Annotated in this window: 17 protein-coding genes; 9 read left to right on the top strand and 8 right to left on the bottom strand. The window is 48.0% G+C overall.

Annotated features, from left to right (window positions below; all coding sequences use genetic code 11):
* Positions 1–58: 58 nt before the first annotated feature.
* Complete coding sequence (gene prlC / locus R7H07_RS17785) at positions 59–2,101, bottom strand: oligopeptidase A (protein WP_206959436.1); 2,043 nt, start codon at positions 2,099–2,101, stop codon at positions 59–61.
* Positions 2,102–2,500: 399 nt separating this feature from the next.
* Between prlC and R7H07_RS17780 the strand changes: the two genes are divergently transcribed.
* Together R7H07_RS17780 and gorA are read left to right on the top strand one after the other, a co-directional pair.
* The gene (locus R7H07_RS17780; RefSeq protein ID WP_005379158.1) at positions 2,501–3,340 is read left to right on the top strand and encodes a 23S rRNA (adenine(2030)-N(6))-methyltransferase RlmJ; all 840 of its coding nucleotides are present in this window, start codon (positions 2,501–2,503) and stop codon (positions 3,338–3,340) included.
* A gap of 259 nt (positions 3,341–3,599) precedes the next feature.
* Positions 3,600–4,955: a glutathione-disulfide reductase gene (gene gorA, locus R7H07_RS17775; protein WP_005379157.1), complete on the top strand. Its 1,356-nt coding sequence runs from the start codon at positions 3,600–3,602 to the stop codon at positions 4,953–4,955.
* A gap of 81 nt (positions 4,956–5,036) precedes the next feature.
* On the opposite strand, the gene R7H07_RS17770 is transcribed toward gorA, so the two are convergent.
* Positions 5,037–5,942, bottom strand: coding sequence for a LysR family transcriptional regulator (locus tag R7H07_RS17770; protein ID WP_017635035.1), 906 nt, complete (start codon positions 5,940–5,942; stop codon positions 5,037–5,039).
* Between the two features lie 121 nt (positions 5,943–6,063).
* On the opposite strand from R7H07_RS17770, the gene xapA reads away from it, so the two are divergent.
* The gene (xapA, locus tag R7H07_RS17765) at positions 6,064–6,888 is read left to right on the top strand and encodes a xanthosine phosphorylase (RefSeq protein ID WP_017635036.1); all 825 of its coding nucleotides are present in this window, start codon (positions 6,064–6,066) and stop codon (positions 6,886–6,888) included.
* 105 nt (positions 6,889–6,993) lie between these two features.
* Here xapA and R7H07_RS17760 read toward each other — a convergent pair whose 3' ends face one another.
* Positions 6,994–7,605 (bottom strand): bifunctional 4-hydroxy-2-oxoglutarate aldolase/2-dehydro-3-deoxy-phosphogluconate aldolase, encoded by a 612-nt coding sequence (locus R7H07_RS17760; RefSeq protein WP_053307267.1) that lies wholly within the window; start codon positions 7,603–7,605, stop codon positions 6,994–6,996.
* Between the two features lie 9 nt (positions 7,606–7,614).
* A complete protein-coding gene (locus tag R7H07_RS17755; protein ID WP_005478622.1) occupies positions 7,615–8,991 on the bottom strand; it encodes a GntP family permease in 1,377 nt (458 codons plus the stop codon).
* 153 nt (positions 8,992–9,144) lie between these two features.
* On the opposite strand from R7H07_RS17755, the gene R7H07_RS17750 reads away from it, so the two are divergent.
* Together R7H07_RS17750 and edd are read left to right on the top strand one after the other, a co-directional pair.
* Entirely contained in the window at positions 9,145–9,669 is a 525-nt protein-coding gene (locus R7H07_RS17750) for a gluconokinase (protein ID WP_005478642.1), read from the top strand.
* A complete protein-coding gene (edd, locus tag R7H07_RS17745) occupies positions 9,669–11,465 on the top strand; it encodes a phosphogluconate dehydratase (protein WP_206959438.1) in 1,797 nt (598 codons plus the stop codon). Before R7H07_RS17750 ends, edd begins: the two co-directional genes overlap by 1 nt.
* 74 nt (positions 11,466–11,539) lie before the next feature.
* On the opposite strand, the gene R7H07_RS17740 is transcribed toward edd, so the two are convergent.
* The 4 genes from R7H07_RS17740 to R7H07_RS17725 form a co-directional block, all read right to left on the bottom strand.
* The gene (locus R7H07_RS17740; protein WP_005478614.1) at positions 11,540–11,869 is read right to left on the bottom strand and encodes an SMR family transporter; all 330 of its coding nucleotides are present in this window, start codon (positions 11,867–11,869) and stop codon (positions 11,540–11,542) included.
* A complete protein-coding gene (locus R7H07_RS17735; protein WP_005379135.1) occupies positions 11,866–12,270 on the bottom strand; it encodes an SMR family transporter in 405 nt (134 codons plus the stop codon). The genes R7H07_RS17740 and R7H07_RS17735 overlap by 4 nt, the downstream gene beginning before the upstream one ends.
* A 269-nt stretch (positions 12,271–12,539) precedes the next feature.
* Positions 12,540–13,475, bottom strand: coding sequence for a LysR family transcriptional regulator (locus R7H07_RS17730; protein ID WP_005379132.1), 936 nt, complete (start codon positions 13,473–13,475; stop codon positions 12,540–12,542).
* Between the two features lie 55 nt (positions 13,476–13,530).
* On the bottom strand, positions 13,531–14,538 hold the full coding sequence (locus R7H07_RS17725) for a substrate-binding domain-containing protein (protein WP_047103689.1): 1,008 nt from the start codon (positions 14,536–14,538) through the stop codon (positions 13,531–13,533).
* A gap of 219 nt (positions 14,539–14,757) precedes the next feature.
* Between R7H07_RS17725 and R7H07_RS17720 the strand changes: the two genes are divergently transcribed.
* From R7H07_RS17720 to R7H07_RS17705, 4 genes are read left to right on the top strand one after another with little or no spacing between them, the layout of a single operon-like run.
* Entirely contained in the window at positions 14,758–16,110 is a 1,353-nt protein-coding gene (locus R7H07_RS17720; protein ID WP_054575415.1) for a serine/threonine-protein kinase, read from the top strand.
* A 13-nt stretch (positions 16,111–16,123) separates the two neighbouring features.
* Positions 16,124–17,596: a chromosome partitioning protein ParA gene (locus R7H07_RS17715; protein ID WP_065274991.1), complete on the top strand. Its 1,473-nt coding sequence runs from the start codon at positions 16,124–16,126 to the stop codon at positions 17,594–17,596.
* Positions 17,597–17,598: 2 nt separating this feature from the next.
* Positions 17,599–18,171, top strand: a complete 573-nt coding sequence (locus R7H07_RS17710) for a sigma-70 family RNA polymerase sigma factor (protein ID WP_065274990.1) — start codon at positions 17,599–17,601, stop codon at positions 18,169–18,171.
* A gap of 2 nt (positions 18,172–18,173) precedes the next feature.
* Positions 18,174–19,733 carry a hypothetical protein gene (locus tag R7H07_RS17705; RefSeq protein ID WP_065274989.1) on the top strand — a complete coding sequence of 520 codons (1,560 nt, stop codon included), beginning with the start codon at positions 18,174–18,176 and terminating at the stop codon, positions 19,731–19,733.
* The last annotated feature ends 42 nt before the right edge of the window (positions 19,734–19,775 follow it).

Genomic DNA, 19,775 nt, shown 5'->3' with positions numbered 1-19,775 from the left:
ATAAAAAATGTACAAAAAAGGCCAACCGAACGGTTGGCCTTTGTGTTTTTTGCTCAATTTACGCCGCAATACCCGAATGGCGCAGCAGTGCATCGATTTGTGGTTCACGACCACGGAAGCGCTTAAACAGCTCCATTGGCTCTTCACTGCCACCCATTTCTAGAATGTTGTTCAGGAAGCTTTGACCCGTCTCTTTGTTGAAGATACCTTCTTCTTCAAAACGAGAGAATGCGTCTGACGACAACACTTCTGCCCATAGGTAGCTGTAGTAACCCGCGCTGTAACCACCAGCGAAGATGTGACCGAAGCTGTGTGAGAAACGCGCCCACTCAACCGCTGGAACAACCGCCACTTTCTCTTTCACTTCTGCCAAGGTTTCCAGCACACGTGCACCCACTTCTGGGTCATATTCAGTATGAAGCGTGAAGTCGAACAAGCCGAATTCTAGCTGACGCAAAATACCCATCGCAGATTGGAAGTTTTTCGCCGCGAGCATTTTGTCTAGCATCACTTTTGGTAGCGGCTCGCCCGTTTCGTAGTGACCAGAAATGAACGCCAGCGCGTCTTCTTCCCAACACCAGTTTTCTAGGAACTGACTTGGTAGCTCAACCGCATCCCAAGGTACGCCATTAATGCCTGATACCGCGCCAGTTTCTACCTGCGTCAGCATGTGGTGGATGCCGTGACCAAATTCATGGAAAAGTGTCACAACTTCATCGTGCGTAAACAGTGCTGGCTTGTCGCCTACTGGACGGTTGAAGTTACAGGTTAGGTACGCAACCGGCGTTTGCAGTTCGCCAGATAGCGTAATACGACGACCACGACAGTCATCCATCCACGCGCCGCCGCGTTTGTGTTCACGAGCGTAGAGATCTAGGTAGAAGCTGCCACGTAGTGTGCCTTCAGTGTCAAAGATGTCGAAGAAACGCACAGATTCGTGCCAAGTGTCTACGCCTTCACGCTCAGTAACGGTCATGCCAAACACGCGGTTTAGCACTTCAAACAGACCGCTCACGACTTTTGACTCTGGGAAGTATGGGCGCAGCTCTTCGTCCGAGATTTGGAACAAGTGCTGTTTTTGCTTCTCGCTGTAGTAAGCGATATCCCACACGTTCAGCTCTTCAACGCCAAATTCGCTCTTAGTAAACTGACGCAACTCTTCAATTTCGCGCTCACCCTGCGGTTTCGCGCGTGTCGCTAAGTCATTTAGGAAACCAAGCACTTGAGCCGGAGTTTCTGCCATTTTGGTCGCCAACGACTTCTCACTGAAGGTGTTGAAGCCCAGCATACGTGCGATTTCATGACGCAGTTTTAGCTGCTCAGTAATGATTTCTGAGTTGTCCCATTTGCCTGCGTTTGGACCACGATCAGAAGCGCGCGTCACGTACGCTTCGTACACTTCTTTACGCAACTCTTGGTTGTCGCAGTACGTCATGACTGGTAGGTAAGATGGGATATCTAGCGTGATCAGGTAGCCATTGAGCTCTTTTGCTTCTGCAGCGGCTTTCGCTGCTGCCAACGCCGATTCTGGCATACCCGCGAGGTCTTTCTCATCCGTGATGTGCTTGGTCCAACCCATGGTGGCATCCAGCACATTGTTGGAGAATTTAGAGCTCAGCTCAGACATGCGTTTGCTGATCTCGCCGTAACGGTGCTGCTCGTCTGATGGCAAGCCAATGCCCGACAATTCGAAGTCACGTAGCGCATCGGTGATGGTTTTCTGCTGGGCACGCGTTAGCGTTGCAAATTCTTCGCTCGCTTTGATGGTTTTGTACGCTTCGTACAGGCCTTTGTGCTGACCAACCCAAGTGCCGTATTCCGACAAAATTGGTAGGCAGCTTTCGTACGCTTCACGCAGAGCTTCGCTGTTCACCACAGAGTTCATGTGACCAACTGGCGACCAAATGCGGCTTAAGCGATCATCCGCTTCTTCAATTGGCGCAATCACACTGTCCCAAGTTGGGTGAGCGTTGTCTTGTAGAACTTCATCGATTTTTGCTCGGCAGTCAGCAATCGCTTCCTCAACGGCAGGCTTGATGTGTTCTGGTTTAATTTGAGAAAACGGAGGTAGGTCCGTAAACGTCAGTAGAGGATTAGACATGAATAATTCCTTTTGTGTTTTGACTCTGTGATTGCCTGTCTATTTTGTGTAGATAGGCCAACTCAATGTACAGACGAGCCAGCAACATGGATTGGGGGAGCTCCGTTCCCTTTCTCTATGCCGCGATGACCATCATATAGTCAACCAGCGCTACTCTGTCCTTGAGTCTTGTTATACCTAAATGAAATTTCACACCCTTTTGAGTGCGAGAAACTCACCTAGTTCAATTCGATTACCAATAGTAAGTGTGGGTGACTTAAAGAAATTTCAATAGCGTCCCCTTATCAGAGGAACAGATTTGATTGGAAGTTCTACATCTTTAAGTTACTTGAGTATAATACCGCCATAGAGTGAAAATCACAGACCACACTCAACCAAAGAGTGTTTCGAGAGTTTAATTTGTTAAGTTACCGCCACAGCTTCCACGCTGGCAACCATGCCGACGTGGTCAAACACATCGTTCAAAGCCTCATTCTTGATGCGCTGAAACAAAAAGATAAGCCATTCGTTTATCACGATACCCACTCGGGTGTGGGCCGTTACGATCTGACTCACGAATGGTCTGAAAAAACGGGCGAATACAAACAAGGCATCGCACGTATTTGGGATAACCCAAGCATTCCCGAAGACATCAAAAGCTACATCGATGCCATTAAAGTGCTCAACAATGGCGAGAAGCTGCGTTACTACCCAGGCTCACCACGTGTGGCGCGCGCGCAAATCCGCCCACAAGATCGCATGGTGCTGACCGAGTTGCACCCGGCCGATCACCCATTGTTAGAGCAAGAATTCCATCGTGATCGCCAAGTGAGCATCTTCAAAGAAGACGGATTCCAACGCCTCAAAGCAAGCTTACCGCCACAAGAACGTCGTGGTTTGGTGCTGATTGACCCACCATACGAACTCGCGAAAGAGTACCGCGATGTGGTGCGAGCGATTCATCAGAGCCATAAACGTTGGGCAACCGGTATCTACGCGATTTGGTACCCAGTGGTAAACCGTCACGACATCGAAGATATGATCGAAGGCTTGGAAGCACTGGGCATTCGTAAAATTCTGCAAATCGAGTTAGGTGTTGCACCAGATACCAACGAGCGCGGCATGACGGCATCCGGCATGATTGTGATTAACCCGCCATGGAAACTGGAAAGCCAGATGAAAGAGATTCTGCCATTCCTGCAAGACGCGATCGCACCAGCAACTGGCCACTGGAAAGTGGACTGGATTGTGCCAGAGTAAGCACTTCAGTACTGATATCTTCAAGCGCAACGATATTCTCGTTGCGCTTTTTTATGCTCTCACCTTCTCCCTCCAATCGTGCTTATTCTTCTTTTTGTGCCTCTCATCGCTATTTGTCATAAGTATTGTCGCTTTTTCCCATTTAGGAATTAGTCGAATTCGATTTATGATAGTGGGATAACGGTGGCATTGAGTTCGGGCAAGGTCATCCCAATCTATCTATGTACCAGATAAAATTTATAAGCTCTTGGAGAAAGTAATGGCGACTCATTTTGACTATATCTGTATCGGTGGCGGCAGTGGCGGCATCGCATCTGCAAACCGTGCGGCGATGTACGGCGCGAAAGTTGCGCTAATCGAAGCTCAAGACCTTGGCGGTACCTGTGTCAACGTAGGTTGTGTACCGAAAAAAGTGATGTGGCATGGCGCGCAAATCGCAGAAGCAATGAACCTGTACGCAGAAGATTACGGTTTTGATGTCGACGTGAAAGGTTTCGACTGGAGCAAACTGGTTGAGAGCCGTCAGGCGTACATTGGTCGTATTCACCAATCTTACGATCGCGTTCTTGGCAACAATAAAGTAAACGTGATTAAAGGCTTTGCTAAGTTTGTTGACGAAAAAACTGTCGAAGTAAACGGTGAACACTACACAGCAGATCACATCCTGATCGCGGTTGGTGGTCGTCCTACTATTCCAAACATTCCAGGCGCTGAATACGGCATCGATTCAAACGGCTTCTTCGACCTAGCAGAGCAACCAAAACGCGTTGCGGTTGTGGGCGCAGGCTACATCGCAGTTGAAATTGCTGGCGTACTGCACGCGCTAGGTACAGAAACGCACCTGTTCGTACGTAAAGAGTCACCACTGCGTAGCTTCGATCCAATGATCATCGATACGTTGGTTGAAGTGATGGACGCAGAAGGTCCAAAACTGCACACCCACTCTGTACCAAAAGAAGTGGTAAAAGAAGCCGATGGCAGCCTAACTCTGCACCTAGAAAACGGTGAAAGCCAAAACGTTGATCAACTGATTTGGGCAATCGGTCGTCACCCTGCGACAGACGCAATCAACCTAGCGTCAACCGGTGTGGCAACGAACGAAAAAGGCTACATCAAGGTAGACGAATACCAAGAAACCAACGTGAAAGGCATCTACTGTGTGGGTGACATCATGGAAGGCGGTATCGAGCTAACGCCAGTAGCAGTGAAAGCGGGTCGTCAACTTTCTGAGCGTTTGTTCAACAACAAACCAAACGCGAAGATGGACTACGATTTGGTACCAACTGTGGTATTTAGCCACCCACCAATCGGCACTATCGGTCTAACGACGCAAGAAGCGGAAGAGAAGTACGGCAAAGACAATATCAAAGTCTACACGTCTGGCTTTACGGCGATGTACACCGCCGTTACTAAGCACCGTCAACCATGTAAGATGAAGCTTGTATGTGCGGGCGAAGAAGAAACGGTTGTTGGTCTGCACGGCATCGGTTTCACGGTAGATGAAATGATCCAAGGCTTCGGCGTAGCAATGAAGATGGGCGCAACCAAAGCAGACTTCGACTCTGTTGTGGCTATCCACCCAACGGGCTCTGAAGAGTTCGTAACGATGCGTTAATTACGCGCTAATCGCATTGCTGATTTCAGCGAATCATTTGAAAAGGTCATCTTAGGATGACCTTTTTTTGTTATCCCATGCTTAACTCGCATTCTCTAATAATGTGCGAATAAACTCGGCTTTAATAGCACTCTCCTGCTTACCATCATGAATCAGACACAAGTCTGCACACAGTGACTCTTTCAGCTTGATAAAACGAATCCCATGCCAATGATGCTGAGAAAACGTCGACGGAACCAACGTCACGGTATTGCTGTTTGCTACATATGCCATCAAGGTGCTTGGCTCCACCACTTGTTTGCCAATATGGGGTGAAAAGCCTTCTTGCAGACAGGCATTGATGATGAAGTTTGCCGAGGCAGAATTCGCCAAACTCATAAACGCAAACTCACACGCCTTTAAATCTTGGAGCCGCAGCAAAGATTTGCTGGCTAACTCATGTTGCTCCGACACCGCCACCACAAACACATCTTTGCCCAAAGATACCGACTGATACGGATAAATGTTGAGTGCATCAGCAAAACGCACAATGCCCACATCGATTTTCTTCTCGCTCAGATGCTTCTTTTGCGTCTCTGGGTTAAGGTCAAAAATGTCGGCGTGATAAGTGTCATGCTCAGCATGGAAGCGCTGTAACAGACGATCAAATCCGCCCCAAAATGCGCTACTTACCACACCAACTCGCAAGATGTTTCTCTGGTTCAAACCCACTTGCTGCACTTGATTGAGTGAGACATCCAAGGTCTGAAAAATCAGTTGGCATTTGGACTCCAACAATCGCCCGGCCTCCGTCAGCATGACGTTTCTTGAATCACGCTCAAACAGTTTGACGTTAAGCACCTCTTCCAACTCTTTGATGCGATTGCTCAACGGCGAATTGGTGATATTGAGGTTCTCGGCCGCCTTAGTGAAATGCTTGGTTTGTGCGACCTCGTAAAAGTAACGCAGCATCTTCAGCGTCACGCGCTCAAATGGTTCTGACTTCATGCATTGAGTCCTAGCGAATTTCATCATCCTCTTTTTGAGGATGATAGTAGCGAATAAAGCAAAGATAACCAGCGCAGAAAGTCACACAATGGAATCAACACACAACCAGAAGGTGACTAACATGAATCACGATCCAGTAATCGGCGCGCTACAAACCATTCGCGAACGCAAACCAAACTTCCAACCTAAAGCGGCGTTTATTTTAGGCTCTGGCTTAGGCGTATTGGCAGACGAGCTACAAGACAAAGTGGTCATTCCATACGAAGAGCTCGAAGGCTTTCCGATTAGCACCGTGCAAGGCCACTCTGGTGAGTTGGTGCTTGGTACCATGGGCGGCGTAGACGTAGTGTGCATGAAAGGTCGCGGTCACTACTACGAACACGGTTCAATGAAGGTCATGACAACGCCCGTGCGCACCTTTAAAAAGCTGGGCTGTGAGTTTCTGCTCGTCACCAACGCGGCAGGCTCACTTCGCCCTGAACGCATCGACGTCGGTTCTCTGGTGGTATTTCATGACCACATCAATACCATGCCTGAATCGCCAATGATCGGTCCGAATGATGAAGAGTACGGCCCGAGGTTCTTCAGCCTCGCCAATGCGTACGACAAAGACCTGCGCGCAGAAGCGTTTGAAGTCGGCAAAGCCAATGGCATTCACCTGAATGAAGGTGTGTTTGTCTCTTACACAGGCCCCAACTTTGAGACCGCAGCCGAAATCCGCATGATGCAGATCATCGGTGGTGATGTAGTGGGCATGTCGGTCGTGCCAGAAGTGATTTCTGCGGCGCATTGCGGCTTACCCGTATTGGCAGTGTGTGCGATCACCAACATGGCAGAAGGTTTGGGTGATGTAGAACTGTCTCACGCCCAAACATTGAAGTGCGCGAAGCTAGCCGAAGCCGATTTCATTCGCTTTATTAAGCGCTTTATGAAGCATCACTTCTAAAGCTGTTTCATTCCCAAAAGCAAAAGGGTCATCAAGTAACTTGATGACCCTTTTTTGTGTCACGTTTTCTAACGTTCGGGGGTATTTCGGAGCCGTTTGTGCGTTTTACTTAACTGCACGAACCAATTCAGCAATGCCTTCCCAATCGCCGTTGTCCATCATTGCGGTTGGCACCATCCAAGTACCGCCACAAGCTACAACCGATTTCAGCGCTAGGTAATCTTCCACGTTGGATGGGCTTACGCCACCTGTTGGCATGAATTCCACTGGGTAAACCGCCGTCAGTGCTTTCAGCATGTTTACGCCGCCTGATGGCTCAGCAGGGAAGAACTTCAACGTACGCAAACCCATTTCCATCGCTTGCTCAACCAAGCTTGGGTTGTTTACACCCGGTACGATAGTCACGCCACGTTGCTGACAGTATTTCACTGTGGTTGGGTTGAAGCCTGGGCTAACGATAAAGTCCACGCCCGCTTCGATTGCGATATCCACTTGTTCTGTGGTCAGAACGGTGCCCGCGCCAATCAACAGCTCTGGGTACGATTCACGCATGATGCGAATCGACTCCGCCGCAGCTTCGGTGCGGAATGTCACTTCCGCACATGGTAAACCGTTCTCTACCAACACTTTTGCCAGTGGCAGAGCGTGTGCTACGTCGTTGATTGCGATAACTGGGACGATTTTGATTTCTCTTAATCGTTGTTCAAGTGTTGTCATGGGGAACCTCTAAAGAATAAAGCTTAATGTTGCGACGATAATAAACGCGATACCGCCAAGTAACGTTTCCATTACCGTCCAAGTTTTTAATGTGGTTTTCTCATCCATCTCAAGCAAACGAGATACCAACCAGAAACCAGAGTCATTGAAGTGAGACAGTACCGTTGCACCACCCGCAATCGCGATTACGATAAAGCAAAGGTCGAGTTCACTCAAACCTGTTGATGCAGCCACAACTGGCGCGATAAGAGCTGCCGTAGTGGTTAGCGCTACCGTTGCCGAGCCTTGAGCAACACGCAGACAGGTTGAAATAACAAACGCCGCCACAATCACAGGCATACCTGTATCTGTAAGAACGTCAGCCAGTGCATCACCGATACCACTTGAACGCAGTACGCCGCCAAACATGCCACCTGCACCCGTTACTAGGATAACACCACAGATAGGAGCCAATGACTCACCACATAATTTTTCTAGTTTTGCCATGCCGTAGTCTTTGGCAAACACAGCCAGACAGACAATCAAAGTGATCAGCAACGCAACTGGGGTTTTACCTAGCATGCGTAGGAACTCAACCAGTGCCGTTTTGCCATCAATCAAACCTGCAACCGCCAGTGTGTTCAATACCGTATCCAAACAGATTAGCAGGACTGGCAGCACAAGGATGGTCATAACCGTGCCAAATTTTGGTGCGTTGCGCTCATCCACCATCGCTTCGCCATTAAAGAAGGCTTTAGATAGTGGGATATCGAATTTTTTGCCCGCGTACAAACCAAATAGGTAAGCGCCAAGGTACCAAGTTGGAATAGCAACCAAAATACCCACCACCAATAGCAGACCGATGTTTGCGCCAAGGAATTCTGCCGCTGCAACCGGACCTGGGTGTGGTGGAACAAACGCGTGCATAACCGCAAAAGCACCGGCTGCTGGCAACGCGTATTTAATTGGTGAGCCACCAAAACGAGCCGCCACACTTAGGATGATTGGCATCATCACTACAAGGCCAGCATCGAAGAAGATTGGGAAGCCAAACAGTAATGAAGCGACGCCCAAAGCAAATGGTGCGCGCTCTTTACCAAAGCGACCAATCAAAGTGTCTGCCAGCACTTTCGCACCGCCAGTCACTTCAAGAATTTTACCGATCATCGCACCAAGACCAACCAGCAATGCCACGGAAGCCAGTGTGCCGCCGAAGCCGCCCATCATGGTCGATACGACTTTCTCAGAAGGAACGCCAGTGGCGATTGCTGTGCCTAAACTCACCATAGTAAGGGAAGCAAAAGCATGGACTTTCAGTTTAATGATCAGAACGAGTAACGCTGCAATGGCAAGGCCTGCAATCGTCAGTAGGAACGTAGGATCTGGGGCTTGGGTTAATTGCTCCATAGGTTCACCTTTAAGAATTATTGTTTGTGTTATGGTTCACATTTATTTCAGTTACCGGTAACATGTTACCGATAACATGAATAAGATAAACCCATATTTTAAAGTGAATTCAAAAATTGAGATCACGCGCAAATTTGGTTATGAGGATAAGTTATGGCTGGTAGTAGTGTCATCGTTATGGGCGTTTGTGCTAGTGGTAAAAGCACAATTGGTGAGCATCTAGCGAAAAAGCTAGGGCGTAAATTCATTGATGGTGATGATCTTCATCCACGAGCGAACATTCAGAAAATGGCATCGGGCCAGCCTCTGAACGATGATGATCGCAAGCCATGGCTAGAACGCATTCGTGATGCGGCGTACAGCCTAGAAAGCAAAAACGAACACGGCATTATTGTCTGTTCAGCACTGAAAAAGATTTACCGCGATCAGATCCGCGAAGGCAACGACAACGTGACCTTCCTGTTCCTTGATGGCGATATGGAGTTGATCCTTAATCGCATGCGTATGCGCAAAGGCCACTTCATGAAAGAAAACATGGTGAAGAGCCAATTCGAGACGCTAGAGCGCCCAGACAACGAGCCTCAAACTCTGATCATCAGTATCGACGGAGACATCAGCGACGTGGTGGAACGCTCTGCCGCTGAGCTAATCAAAATGCAAGCGATCGAGGTGGCGTAATGACTCACTCTGTTGTTCTTGAGGTCACACAACGTTTGACCGAGCGCAGCCGTGAAGCGCGCGCTGCCTTTCTTACTCGCACCGAAGTGCAAGCCGAAGCGGGCAAAGGCCGCGTTGGTTTATCTTGTGGTAACTTAGCCCATGCAGTCGCCGCTTCTTGCTCTTCTGAAAAGAAAAATATTCTCGATTTTACTCATGCCAATGTCGCGCTGATCAGCGCCTACAACGACATGTTGAGCGCCCACCAGCCGTACCAAGATTACCCAGTGCAAATCAAACAAGTGCTGGCGGACTACGGCCATACGGCGCAAGTCGCAGGTTGTGTGCCAGCGATGTGCGATGGGGTGACTCAAGGTCAAGCAGGCATGGATATGTCGCTGTTTTCACGTGACTTAATTGCGCAATCAACGGCGTTGTCTTTGAGTCACAATGTCTTTGATGCCACATTACTGCTTGGTATCTGTGACAAAATCGCCCCGGGGCAACTGATGGGCGCGCTGTCTTACGCGCATCTACCGACTGCGTTTGTACCAGCGGGTCTGATGGCAACAGGCATCAGCAATGAAGAGAAAGTCGACGTGCGCCAAAAATACGCAGCGGGTGAAGTCGGCAAAGACGCTCTGCTGGATATGGAGTGTCGCGCTTACCACTCTGCGGGGACGTGTACGTTTTACGGCACAGCCAACACCAACCAGTTGGTGTTCGAAGCCATGGGCTTGATGCTGCCAGGTTCGGCATTCATCCATCCCCATACCCAACTGCGTAAAGCGTTAACCGATCACGCGGCTCTGAAAATCGCCTCAATGACGGCGGGTTCTGCACACTTCCGTCCGTTGGCAGAAGTGGTCACAGAAAAGAGCTTGGTCAACGGCATCATCGCTCTACTCGCATCTGGCGGCAGTACCAATCACACCATTCATATGATCGCCGTGGCGCGTGCTGCTGGCATCTTGCTCACGTGGCAAGACATCAGCGATCTGTCGGATGTGGTTCCTTTGTTAGCTCGCGTTTACCCGAACGGCCCAGCCGATATGAACGCGTTCCAAGACGCGGGGGGCGTGCCCGCGTTATTGCACCGCTTGAACCAATCCGAGCTTTTGCATCGCGATGTGAAACCCGTGTTTGGTGAATTTGAAGACCAAATGACGCTGCCGAGCCTTGTCGATGGCCAACTGACTTGGAGGCCGTGCCAAGGCAGCCAAGACGGTGACGTGATCGCCAAACCAGACGCCACTTTCCAAAATACTGGCGGCACTCGCGTATTGACTGGCAACTTGGGCAAAGCCGTGGTGAAAGTGTCTGCGGTGAAAGAAGAGCAACGCGTGATTGTGGCACCAGCGATCGTATTCCAATGCCAACACGAAGTGGAGGCCGCGTACAAACGTGGCGAGCTGAACAAAGACTGCATCGTTGTGGTCACACACAACGGCCCAGCGGCAAACGGCATGCCTGAACTGCACAAACTGATGCCAATTTTAGGGAACGTGCAAAAAGCGGGCTTTAAAGTGGCGCTGGTGACGGACGGTCGTTTATCTGGTGCATCCGGTAAAATTCCGTCTGCGATTCACGTTTCTCCAGAAGCCATTCGTGGTGGCGCGATTGGTTTAGTGCGCAACGGTGATTTGATTCGCCTTGATTGTCAAACGGGCGAACTGAACAACTTAAGCGATACCACTGGTCGCGAGTTGATTCATTTCGACACCGAATCTACCCAACAAACCTGGGGACGAGGTCTGTTTAGCGTGATCCGCCAAAACGTCTCTAGCGCAGAAGAAGGCGCAAGCTTCATTGTGTAAGCCAGACAAACAAAAAGAGCGGAGTTTGATACTCCGCTCTTTGTATTTGTCTTCGTTGTTTTTGTTTGGCTTGATTAAGCGGTCTTCATCACCACGACGGCAGCAATCACCACAAAGATACCAAACCAGCCGATTGGCTTGAGTTTCTGCTTAAACAGCAAGGCTCCACCCACTGCGGTACCCAAGATACCGATCGCACCCCAAGAGGCATAAGCAATGGCTAAGTCGATCTCTTTCACCGCTTGTGCCAACAGCGTGAATGCTGTCAGTACCAACACAATCGCCGCAATGCCCCAGCCTTTATATTTAAAACCTTTTGAGCGTGTCAGCGCCATATTGGCCATGATATCGACCAAGGCAGCCATCACGACAAATCCAAATGACATCGTAAAAAATTGACTCATGATTCGCACCTTGTACTAGTAGAAAATGAACGTTCTTTTGCCGGTTTATCGGCATTTTTCTTGGCGTTAGGTTGACCATGTGATTCCCCTAAGGTCACACACACAATGCCAACAACGGCTAACATCAAACCAAACAACTCTTGATGGTTTAAGTTGGCATCAAAGGCGATGATCGACACCACGGTGATCAACGAGATACCTAACCCTTCCCAGACAGCGTATGCCACACCGATAGATATTTTCTTCGCGGCAAACGCGAGAAAGTAGTAAGAGATTGCGATCAGCACATACATTACGATGTAGCCCCACCACCCGTGCCCTTGTCCGATAAGAGACATAGTGCTGGTGCCAGCCACTTCGGCAACGATGGCGAGCAATAAAAATAGACGTGCAACTAGCATGATTAATCCTCCATCAGAAATTAAAAAAATGCATAACGGAGAATGGTGAATGCCACGTACCTGTATCGACATTCAAAAAGTTAAAAAGATAAAAATGAGCCACTTCTCCTGACTATTTGAGATAAGGTTAGCGCTGGGTAGGAAAAAGAGACAGGTAATTGAGATATTCATTTTTGAATATCTTAAGAAATAAGTTGTCTATGTAATCACACAACATTGATAAGGTTAAAGCATCTGCTCTCTCATTCAGCTGATGCCATCAGGTGACGTCACTGCGTAAAAATCAGCGGCGTATTGAGGGTTTGTCGCACCACTTTATGTAGGTGTCTGTGCAAAGGATGGTTGCGGTTGGTTTGAAGGAAACCGCCAGAGACCACAAACTGACTGAACTCACGATTAACGGGTGGCATTGCGTAAGAGGCGAGTTCTGGCATCAACAATGCCGAGCTTTGACTGGCATACATAATCGCGTCGGTTTCTTGCAACATTTGGCAAGCCAAACGCAAATTATAGGACTTCAGTAACACTACTGGCTCATAACCCATACGTCGATACTCGGACTCCACGGTACAAAGCGGTTTATATGATGCAGGCGCAGGCAAAGAGACGAGTGGTAGTTTGGACACCGTGTCCCAATCATTGCTGACTTTCGACAACGTTGGGTGGTTTTTGCGCGCCAAAATCACTCGTTTTTCAACGAATAACGGGCGCATGTAAATGTCTTTCGACAGCTCGGTCTCTTGGTCAAGAATGCAGTAATCGTGCTCGCCTTCTAACATTTCATCGTGCGAGTAAGTATTCCAGCTGGAAAAGGCAAAGTGCGCTTTGGGAAAGGCTCGATGACAGCCAGTGAGCAGTCGCTGCCCTTGTTCATCCATCAAATAAGGGTCAGTTACAATCGCAATCTGCCCTTGGTATTGCAGTGGGTCGAACACTTCAAATTCTTGCACCACTTTTTCCAGTGGTGCAACCATATTGTCGAACTCGGCGGCGAGACGAATCGCCATGGGTGATGGCTCTACCCCATGTGCTTTACGCACAAAAAGCGGGTCATCAAACACTTGCTTCAACTTCATCACGCCGCGGCTGGCGCTCGGTTGAGAAATGCCAAGCTGCATTGCGGCCAGCTTGATGCTGCGGTTTTCCACCACGGCTTTTAATAAACGCATTAAGTTGAGATCCAATGCATCCAGCTGATGTGCCATACCCTAACCTACCAATACCATTGATGAGCGAATACAAAGAGCAGTTAACAATTAGTTAAACACTCTCTCCCGACGTGATCTGATACCCCATATCGAAGACTTTTTCTTCTTGCGTTTCGCCTTTCAGGCGCGCAATTAATAGCTCTGCGCTCTTTACACCAATTTGGAAACGCGGCGTATCAACGCTGATCAGTTTCGGGCTGATGGTTTGACCGATATCCAGCGCGTTATAGCCCGCCACTGCCAATTGCTGTGGAACTTGAATGCCACGTTGCTGCGCACTCAGCATGGTGCCAATTGCGATGTCATCGTTGGTACAGAACACCCCATCGAGCGTTGGGTGCGTTTCCAGTGCGCGTTCGAGCAAATCATGCGCTAAAGAAAAACTAGAATGATCACCAGTTAATACATGTTTGGGTTCTAGCCCTGCTTCTGTCATCGCGCGATCGTAACCTTGCATCCGCAATTTGGTTCGCGTATCCAGACGCGCGCCAAAATAGACGATTGTACGCTTCCCCGTATCTAGCATCTGCTTAACCACGGTGTACGACGCATCTTCATGATCGAGTCCAACCGCCATATCAATCGGCTCCGATGGCAGTTCCATGGTTTCGACCACCGGAATGCCCGCATTTTTGATCATCTGTAATGTACGCGGCGTGTGATGGCTTTCAGTTAGAATAAGCCCATCGACTTGATAAGAGAGTAATGACGCGATCTTGCGCTCTTCTTCAAGCTCATCGTAGCTAAAATGCGCTAAAAGCGTCTCATAGCCATTGGCTTTGGTCACCATCTCTATGCCCTGAACAAAGGAAGCAAAAATTTGGTTGGACAAAGACGGCAGTAAAATACCAATGGCTTTACTGGAGGACTTTGACAACATCGCCGGTGCACGGTTTTCGATGTAACCCATCTCTTCAATCGCAGTCGCAATCTTGGCCCGAGTCTTTTCCGCCACCGATTCAGGGTTACGCATGTAGCGTGAAACGGTCATCTTCGTGACGCCAACCTGGTCTGCGACATCCTGCAATGTCGTACGAGTTTTCTTATTCTGTTGAGCCATAAATATGTGATTTATCAGTAATGTTACAAGTAACATTATGACGAATAGACTCTCTGCCGACAAGCTCAGTAAAAATAATTCGCAAAATCATGACGTTATTACTCCACTAGCCATCAAATTGCGTTTCATGGATTGTGAATCAAAACCGAATAAATAAATGACATTTATATCAAAGTTCTTATAAAATGCCGTACCTAAAAGAATAAGACATTAGTCACAGTGCAGTTAGGCTCTAGCGAAACCCAGATTTACTACCACCTGCTTGATCTGGACGACTCCCAAAAGCAGCAATACCTCCAAGCATTGCAACGAAGTCAACCTGAGCTGTATCGACAACTCGTTCCTCTTTTAGCCGACGAGACACCGGAAGAACAACTAACGCAGTTACTTTATTTTGGTGCTCATCAGGCTACGAACCAAGACGTCGATCTAAGCGGAGAAATCATCAGTAAGTACCGCCTAACTCATGAGTTGGGGCGTGGTGGCATGGGTGTCGTATACGCAGCTCTACGTGCAGATGAAACGTTCGAGCAAGATCTGGCTATCAAGTTTATTCAAAGCAATTTGAGCAATGTGTTAGGGCAACGCGCACTCTTCGATGAAGCTCAACTTCTCGCGCGTCTAAACCATCCTTACATCGCGAAAGTGTTTGACGGCGGTCTCCATCAAGATTCGGTTTACATCGTGATGGAGCGGGTGTTTGGTCAAACTTTGGATGAGTATCTATCTGAAAATAAGCTAGAAAAAACGGAGAAGCTGCTGTTGTTTAAGCAGATCTGCCAGGCGATGGAGCACGCCCACCAGCACCAGGTTTTGCATGCCGATCTAAAACCAGAAAATATACTGATTGATCGTAGCAAGCGTCCCAAGCTGCTTGACTTCAACTTGACTCAAAAAGCGCACTCCAACCGAGAAGATTCACCCTCAGCGCTGATTGCGTTTAGCCAAAATTTTGCCAGCCCAGAGCAGCAAGCAGGACTGGTTCTAACAGAGCAAAGCGACGTGTACTCCTTGGGCAAAATTCTCGCTTTGATGTTTCCATCACCAACAATTTGGTCTGATGCTTACTGGGTGATAAGACGCGCAACGCGTCCTGCCACTCAAATGCGATATACCAATGTTAGAGCATTGCGCATTGATATCGAACGAATTATCGAACGCCGTCCAATCGAGCAGAAAAAAAACTGGCCATTGTATAGCGCCTTTCGCTTGGTACAGCGACGTCCCCTTGCTTCGGTATTGTCAGGCATCATTGTGCTCTCTGGTGTGTTATTTGGCAGCGCCATGATGCAAAAGAATATCCAGCTGCAACAAGAGAAGAAGATTGCAGAAGATATGATGTACGAAATGACTCGCCTCATCTTCCACGCGAAGGGGCAAAATGTCGAACATCTCTCAGTGAACTCCATGATGGAGTTAACACGAAGGCGGATACTCTCTAACCCAGATATCCCCAAACATATAAAACAAAAAATGTTGTTGGCGATGATGACACCGGTGCCAGAGAAGCACCTAACTACACCAATGAGTTGTCAGCCAAATTGTGCGTCTAAGAACAGCACCAACCAATAAGGCTTAAAACAAGATGTATACACGTTCAGTGGTATTTTGGCTGTCTGCATTGACGGCTACGTCCACGTTGGCAGCAGACGTTTCAGTTGCCACTTCACACCCACCAGCTTCAACCTTGAAGCAAGGCTACTTTATCGACGCCCCAGTGACTGGCCTGTATTACAAAACCAGTTCCAATATCACTGGCGTCACTCAGCAAGGAGCATTTCATTACCAACCCGGTGATGTAATTAGCTTCTTCCTTGGTAACGATGATAAAGGTTATCTGCTGACGACCTTATCAAGCCAAGAAGTGCTGACGCCGACGATGGCGACAACCAAACCTAGCCGCAGCATCAATATGACGCGTCTGCTGCTTTCTCTCGACAGCACGCCTGAGAATCGTGAGGAAATTGTCCTAGCAAACCGTGTGCTGTCTGATCCTCACTTTCAAAGCCAGCTCAAAGGCCTTGATCTCAATTACCTGGATGACGCTAAACGCTACCTCAATCTCGATTGGGTATCTGTCAATGAGGCGATTGAGCACCTAAACGAAAGCCAGCAGTACATTGAAAAAAACTTTTCCTCTGATGAGATCATTTTTGAACCTCGCGACGTGACGTTCAAAAACATCGTCATCAAAAAGAAGGATTGGCAAGGCCGCGCTTGTTCTTACGATCTACGCTATCAGCATCATCCCAAATATCGTCCTCCTATTGGTGAAACTCGATTCACCATCACCAAAGACTCATTGATTGAACACCCAAGCATTGGCGACCATTTTCAAGGCTGCTTCCTCTCGATGAAGCGCCCTATCACGGAAGATGTCGTCGAACCGATAAGCAAGTTTGCGGATTGGTTTAATATTGTTGGTTGTTCAATCACAGGGTGCACCCGCAACGACTTGAATGGCTTCTCTCTCGAAGACTTCGATGATGAAGGCGACTGGAAGTACCGCTCCGTTGCCCTCAATTTTGATCCGAGCACCGAGTTATTGATGGAAAAAGTACAAGGTCTCGGGCGTAAAAAAAACATCCAACACAATAACCGCACAGAAATGCTCTGGTTTACGTATCCCAATACTAGCGAACACGACATTGACTACCTCGGCGTGTGGCAGCAAACCGAATACCACCAACAGTCCATGACACAATCGTGCCTATTGATGCGCCATCAACAAGTCATGCGACTGCCGCAAAATACGGACACCTGCCCAACCGATACAAGCCTGTACACCCAAGATGTTACCCGCGAATTTGCCGACATGTGGTGGGTCAACAATAGCGCCCCCAAAGCCGAACTCGCGCAAATGAACGTCATGGTACGTTGGTCAACAACCCCATCTGAAATCAATTACACCACCTGGGAATACTTGCCAGCTGGTGCAACTTGGGAGCAAGGCATTTTATATCGCTATCAACAAAATGTTCTGCGCAACCAAGACGGTTCCGATCGCATTGAAACCCACACCATTTCTGAATTTGTCAAAGTGAGCGAGGATGTATAACCATGACAACAGCAGTAGCACTGACACAAATCATTCAACAATGGCAATCTGGTGATAAACGAGCTGAGAGCGAGCTCTATCAGTTTGCTTATTTACAGTTGCGTAAGATCGCCCAACATGAGCGTGAACGAAATGCAGAAAAGTACGGCACCGACAACAAAGTACTGGCAGACAGCGTCAACAGCACCACGGCATTAATTCATGATGCTTACCTGAAAATGTCCAACTGCGACATGAGTGAAATTGAAACAAAGCGCGATTTCTTTTTGATGGCCGCCAAAGTGATGCGTCAAATTTTGATCGACAACGCACGCTCGCACCAAGCACAAAAGCGTCAACACATTACATTGATGAGAGATGAAGAAGATCGTTTCGAGCAATTGATTATCATGGATAAAGCTCTGGATAGTTTCAGTAGCCGCTATCCACGCCAATCGAGCGCACTCAAACTCAAGTATTTAATGGGCATGAAAAACCAAGAAATCAGTGAGCTACTCGAATGCAGCGCAAGCCTGATAGAGAAAGACCTCAAATTCTCTCGCAGTTGGCTACAATCACGAATGGCGCACACGTAATCATGAACAAAAAGCTTTGGATAATCGGCGCAGTATGTGTCGGTTTGTTCGGTATTTACTTCATTTCAAACAAACACAATTTGGCATCTGTGGAAGGCTCGTCAGACAACGCCGACAAGTCAACCCAGCAAGCACATCGTCAATATGAGCGCACATCTTTAGTTGAAGTAAAGCAAGCGTTGACAGGTTCTGCGTTGGATCGCACTCATAAAAAAGCGGGAGATGACGCATTTAACTCCGCCCTTTTAGGACAACCAGGCCCTGTTACGAATCCATTTCATACCACAGAAGACAACACGTTTTACGAGTCAGCATTGGGTGATAAGAACAGCCGACCACAAGAGGACCCATCAGAGAATAATAAACCCATCATCAACCTCACTGTGGAACAGCAGCTACAAACCATTATTTATGCTTGGGAGCTGAAACAAAACTCTCCGGTGAGTTATTCGCTCAACCTTAACCAGCTTTTTGAAGACCCAGATGGCGATCTCCTCACCACTCAGATTTGGCTTGAAAACGCCAATGGGTTAAGAGTCCTCAACCAAGGACAAATGATGGTGCAAGGAGCGCCTGAGGAAATAAAAACCACCACATATTTGGCGGTAGCAGCGCGCGATGATTATCACGGTAATAACGATCATGCATGGGTCACAACGCGCTTTGAGTTACCCGTTATCACACCCGATCAAAATGACACAGAACACTCGTTAGTTGGCGATGTAGTTTATCGCCTAGAGACGACACAAAATCTTGCAGGTATCGCGTACGCGTATGAAGTGGTGTATTGCGAGGCCTTTCAGTTTGAGGGGAGCGAAGTAAGTTATGCCGCCTCACACAACAAACGCCAGTGTCCTGAAAAGGGAGACTTGAAAAAAGTGGGCAAGTACAAAATCAGTGATGACTCGTTGATCGTTTATGTCCAAGGTGTACGCCAAATTTGGACCATCAAAAAAGAATACCCATCTCAGGTTCATGAAGATACTCGGAACTACTTCACCACCGTGTTTGATGGTAAACAATTCGAAAGCTATACCATGCAAAAGAACAAGCAGTCCATGGAAAAGCGCATCAATGTCCACACTGGCGAGTACGAATATCAAGGAACGTCGTTTGACTACCTCTTCCCAATTTCAGGAGGAGGTTACATAAACGGGACTGCTAGCAACTACATATTTGATAGAAGTGTTCAGGGTAACGAACCAGTGCACAAACTGGACTCTGATCTCAATATGAAATCAAATCAACATGACCTCTTTTGTCATGATTATTTATTTTACTGGTACAGCTCTATCGTAGCTGGGCGAGGCGAGTTTGCCGATATTATCTCTAGTTCAATGGATTTTGACGGCGTAACTCCAATACATTGTGCTGAATGGCCAGATGATTACTGGCAACGAACATTTATGTTTTACAACCTTGAATACACAGATTACGACATATTCATTCCAGGCGAAGTCTACAGTTATGTGCTTAAACCTCACCCTCAATTTGCTGATCGCGTTGAGGAGTTTAAGATCAACATGATTTATCACGCCCCAGCCCTTACCAAAACCCAATAAACCTTTATTTACAGATGGTTATTTTGACAAAACAATCATCCC

Source organism: Vibrio sp. Vb1127 (genome assembly GCF_033338735.1).
GTDB lineage: Bacteria > Pseudomonadota > Gammaproteobacteria > Enterobacterales > Vibrionaceae > Vibrio > Vibrio alginolyticus.
This window is presented reverse-complemented; position numbering and strand designations above follow the sequence as displayed.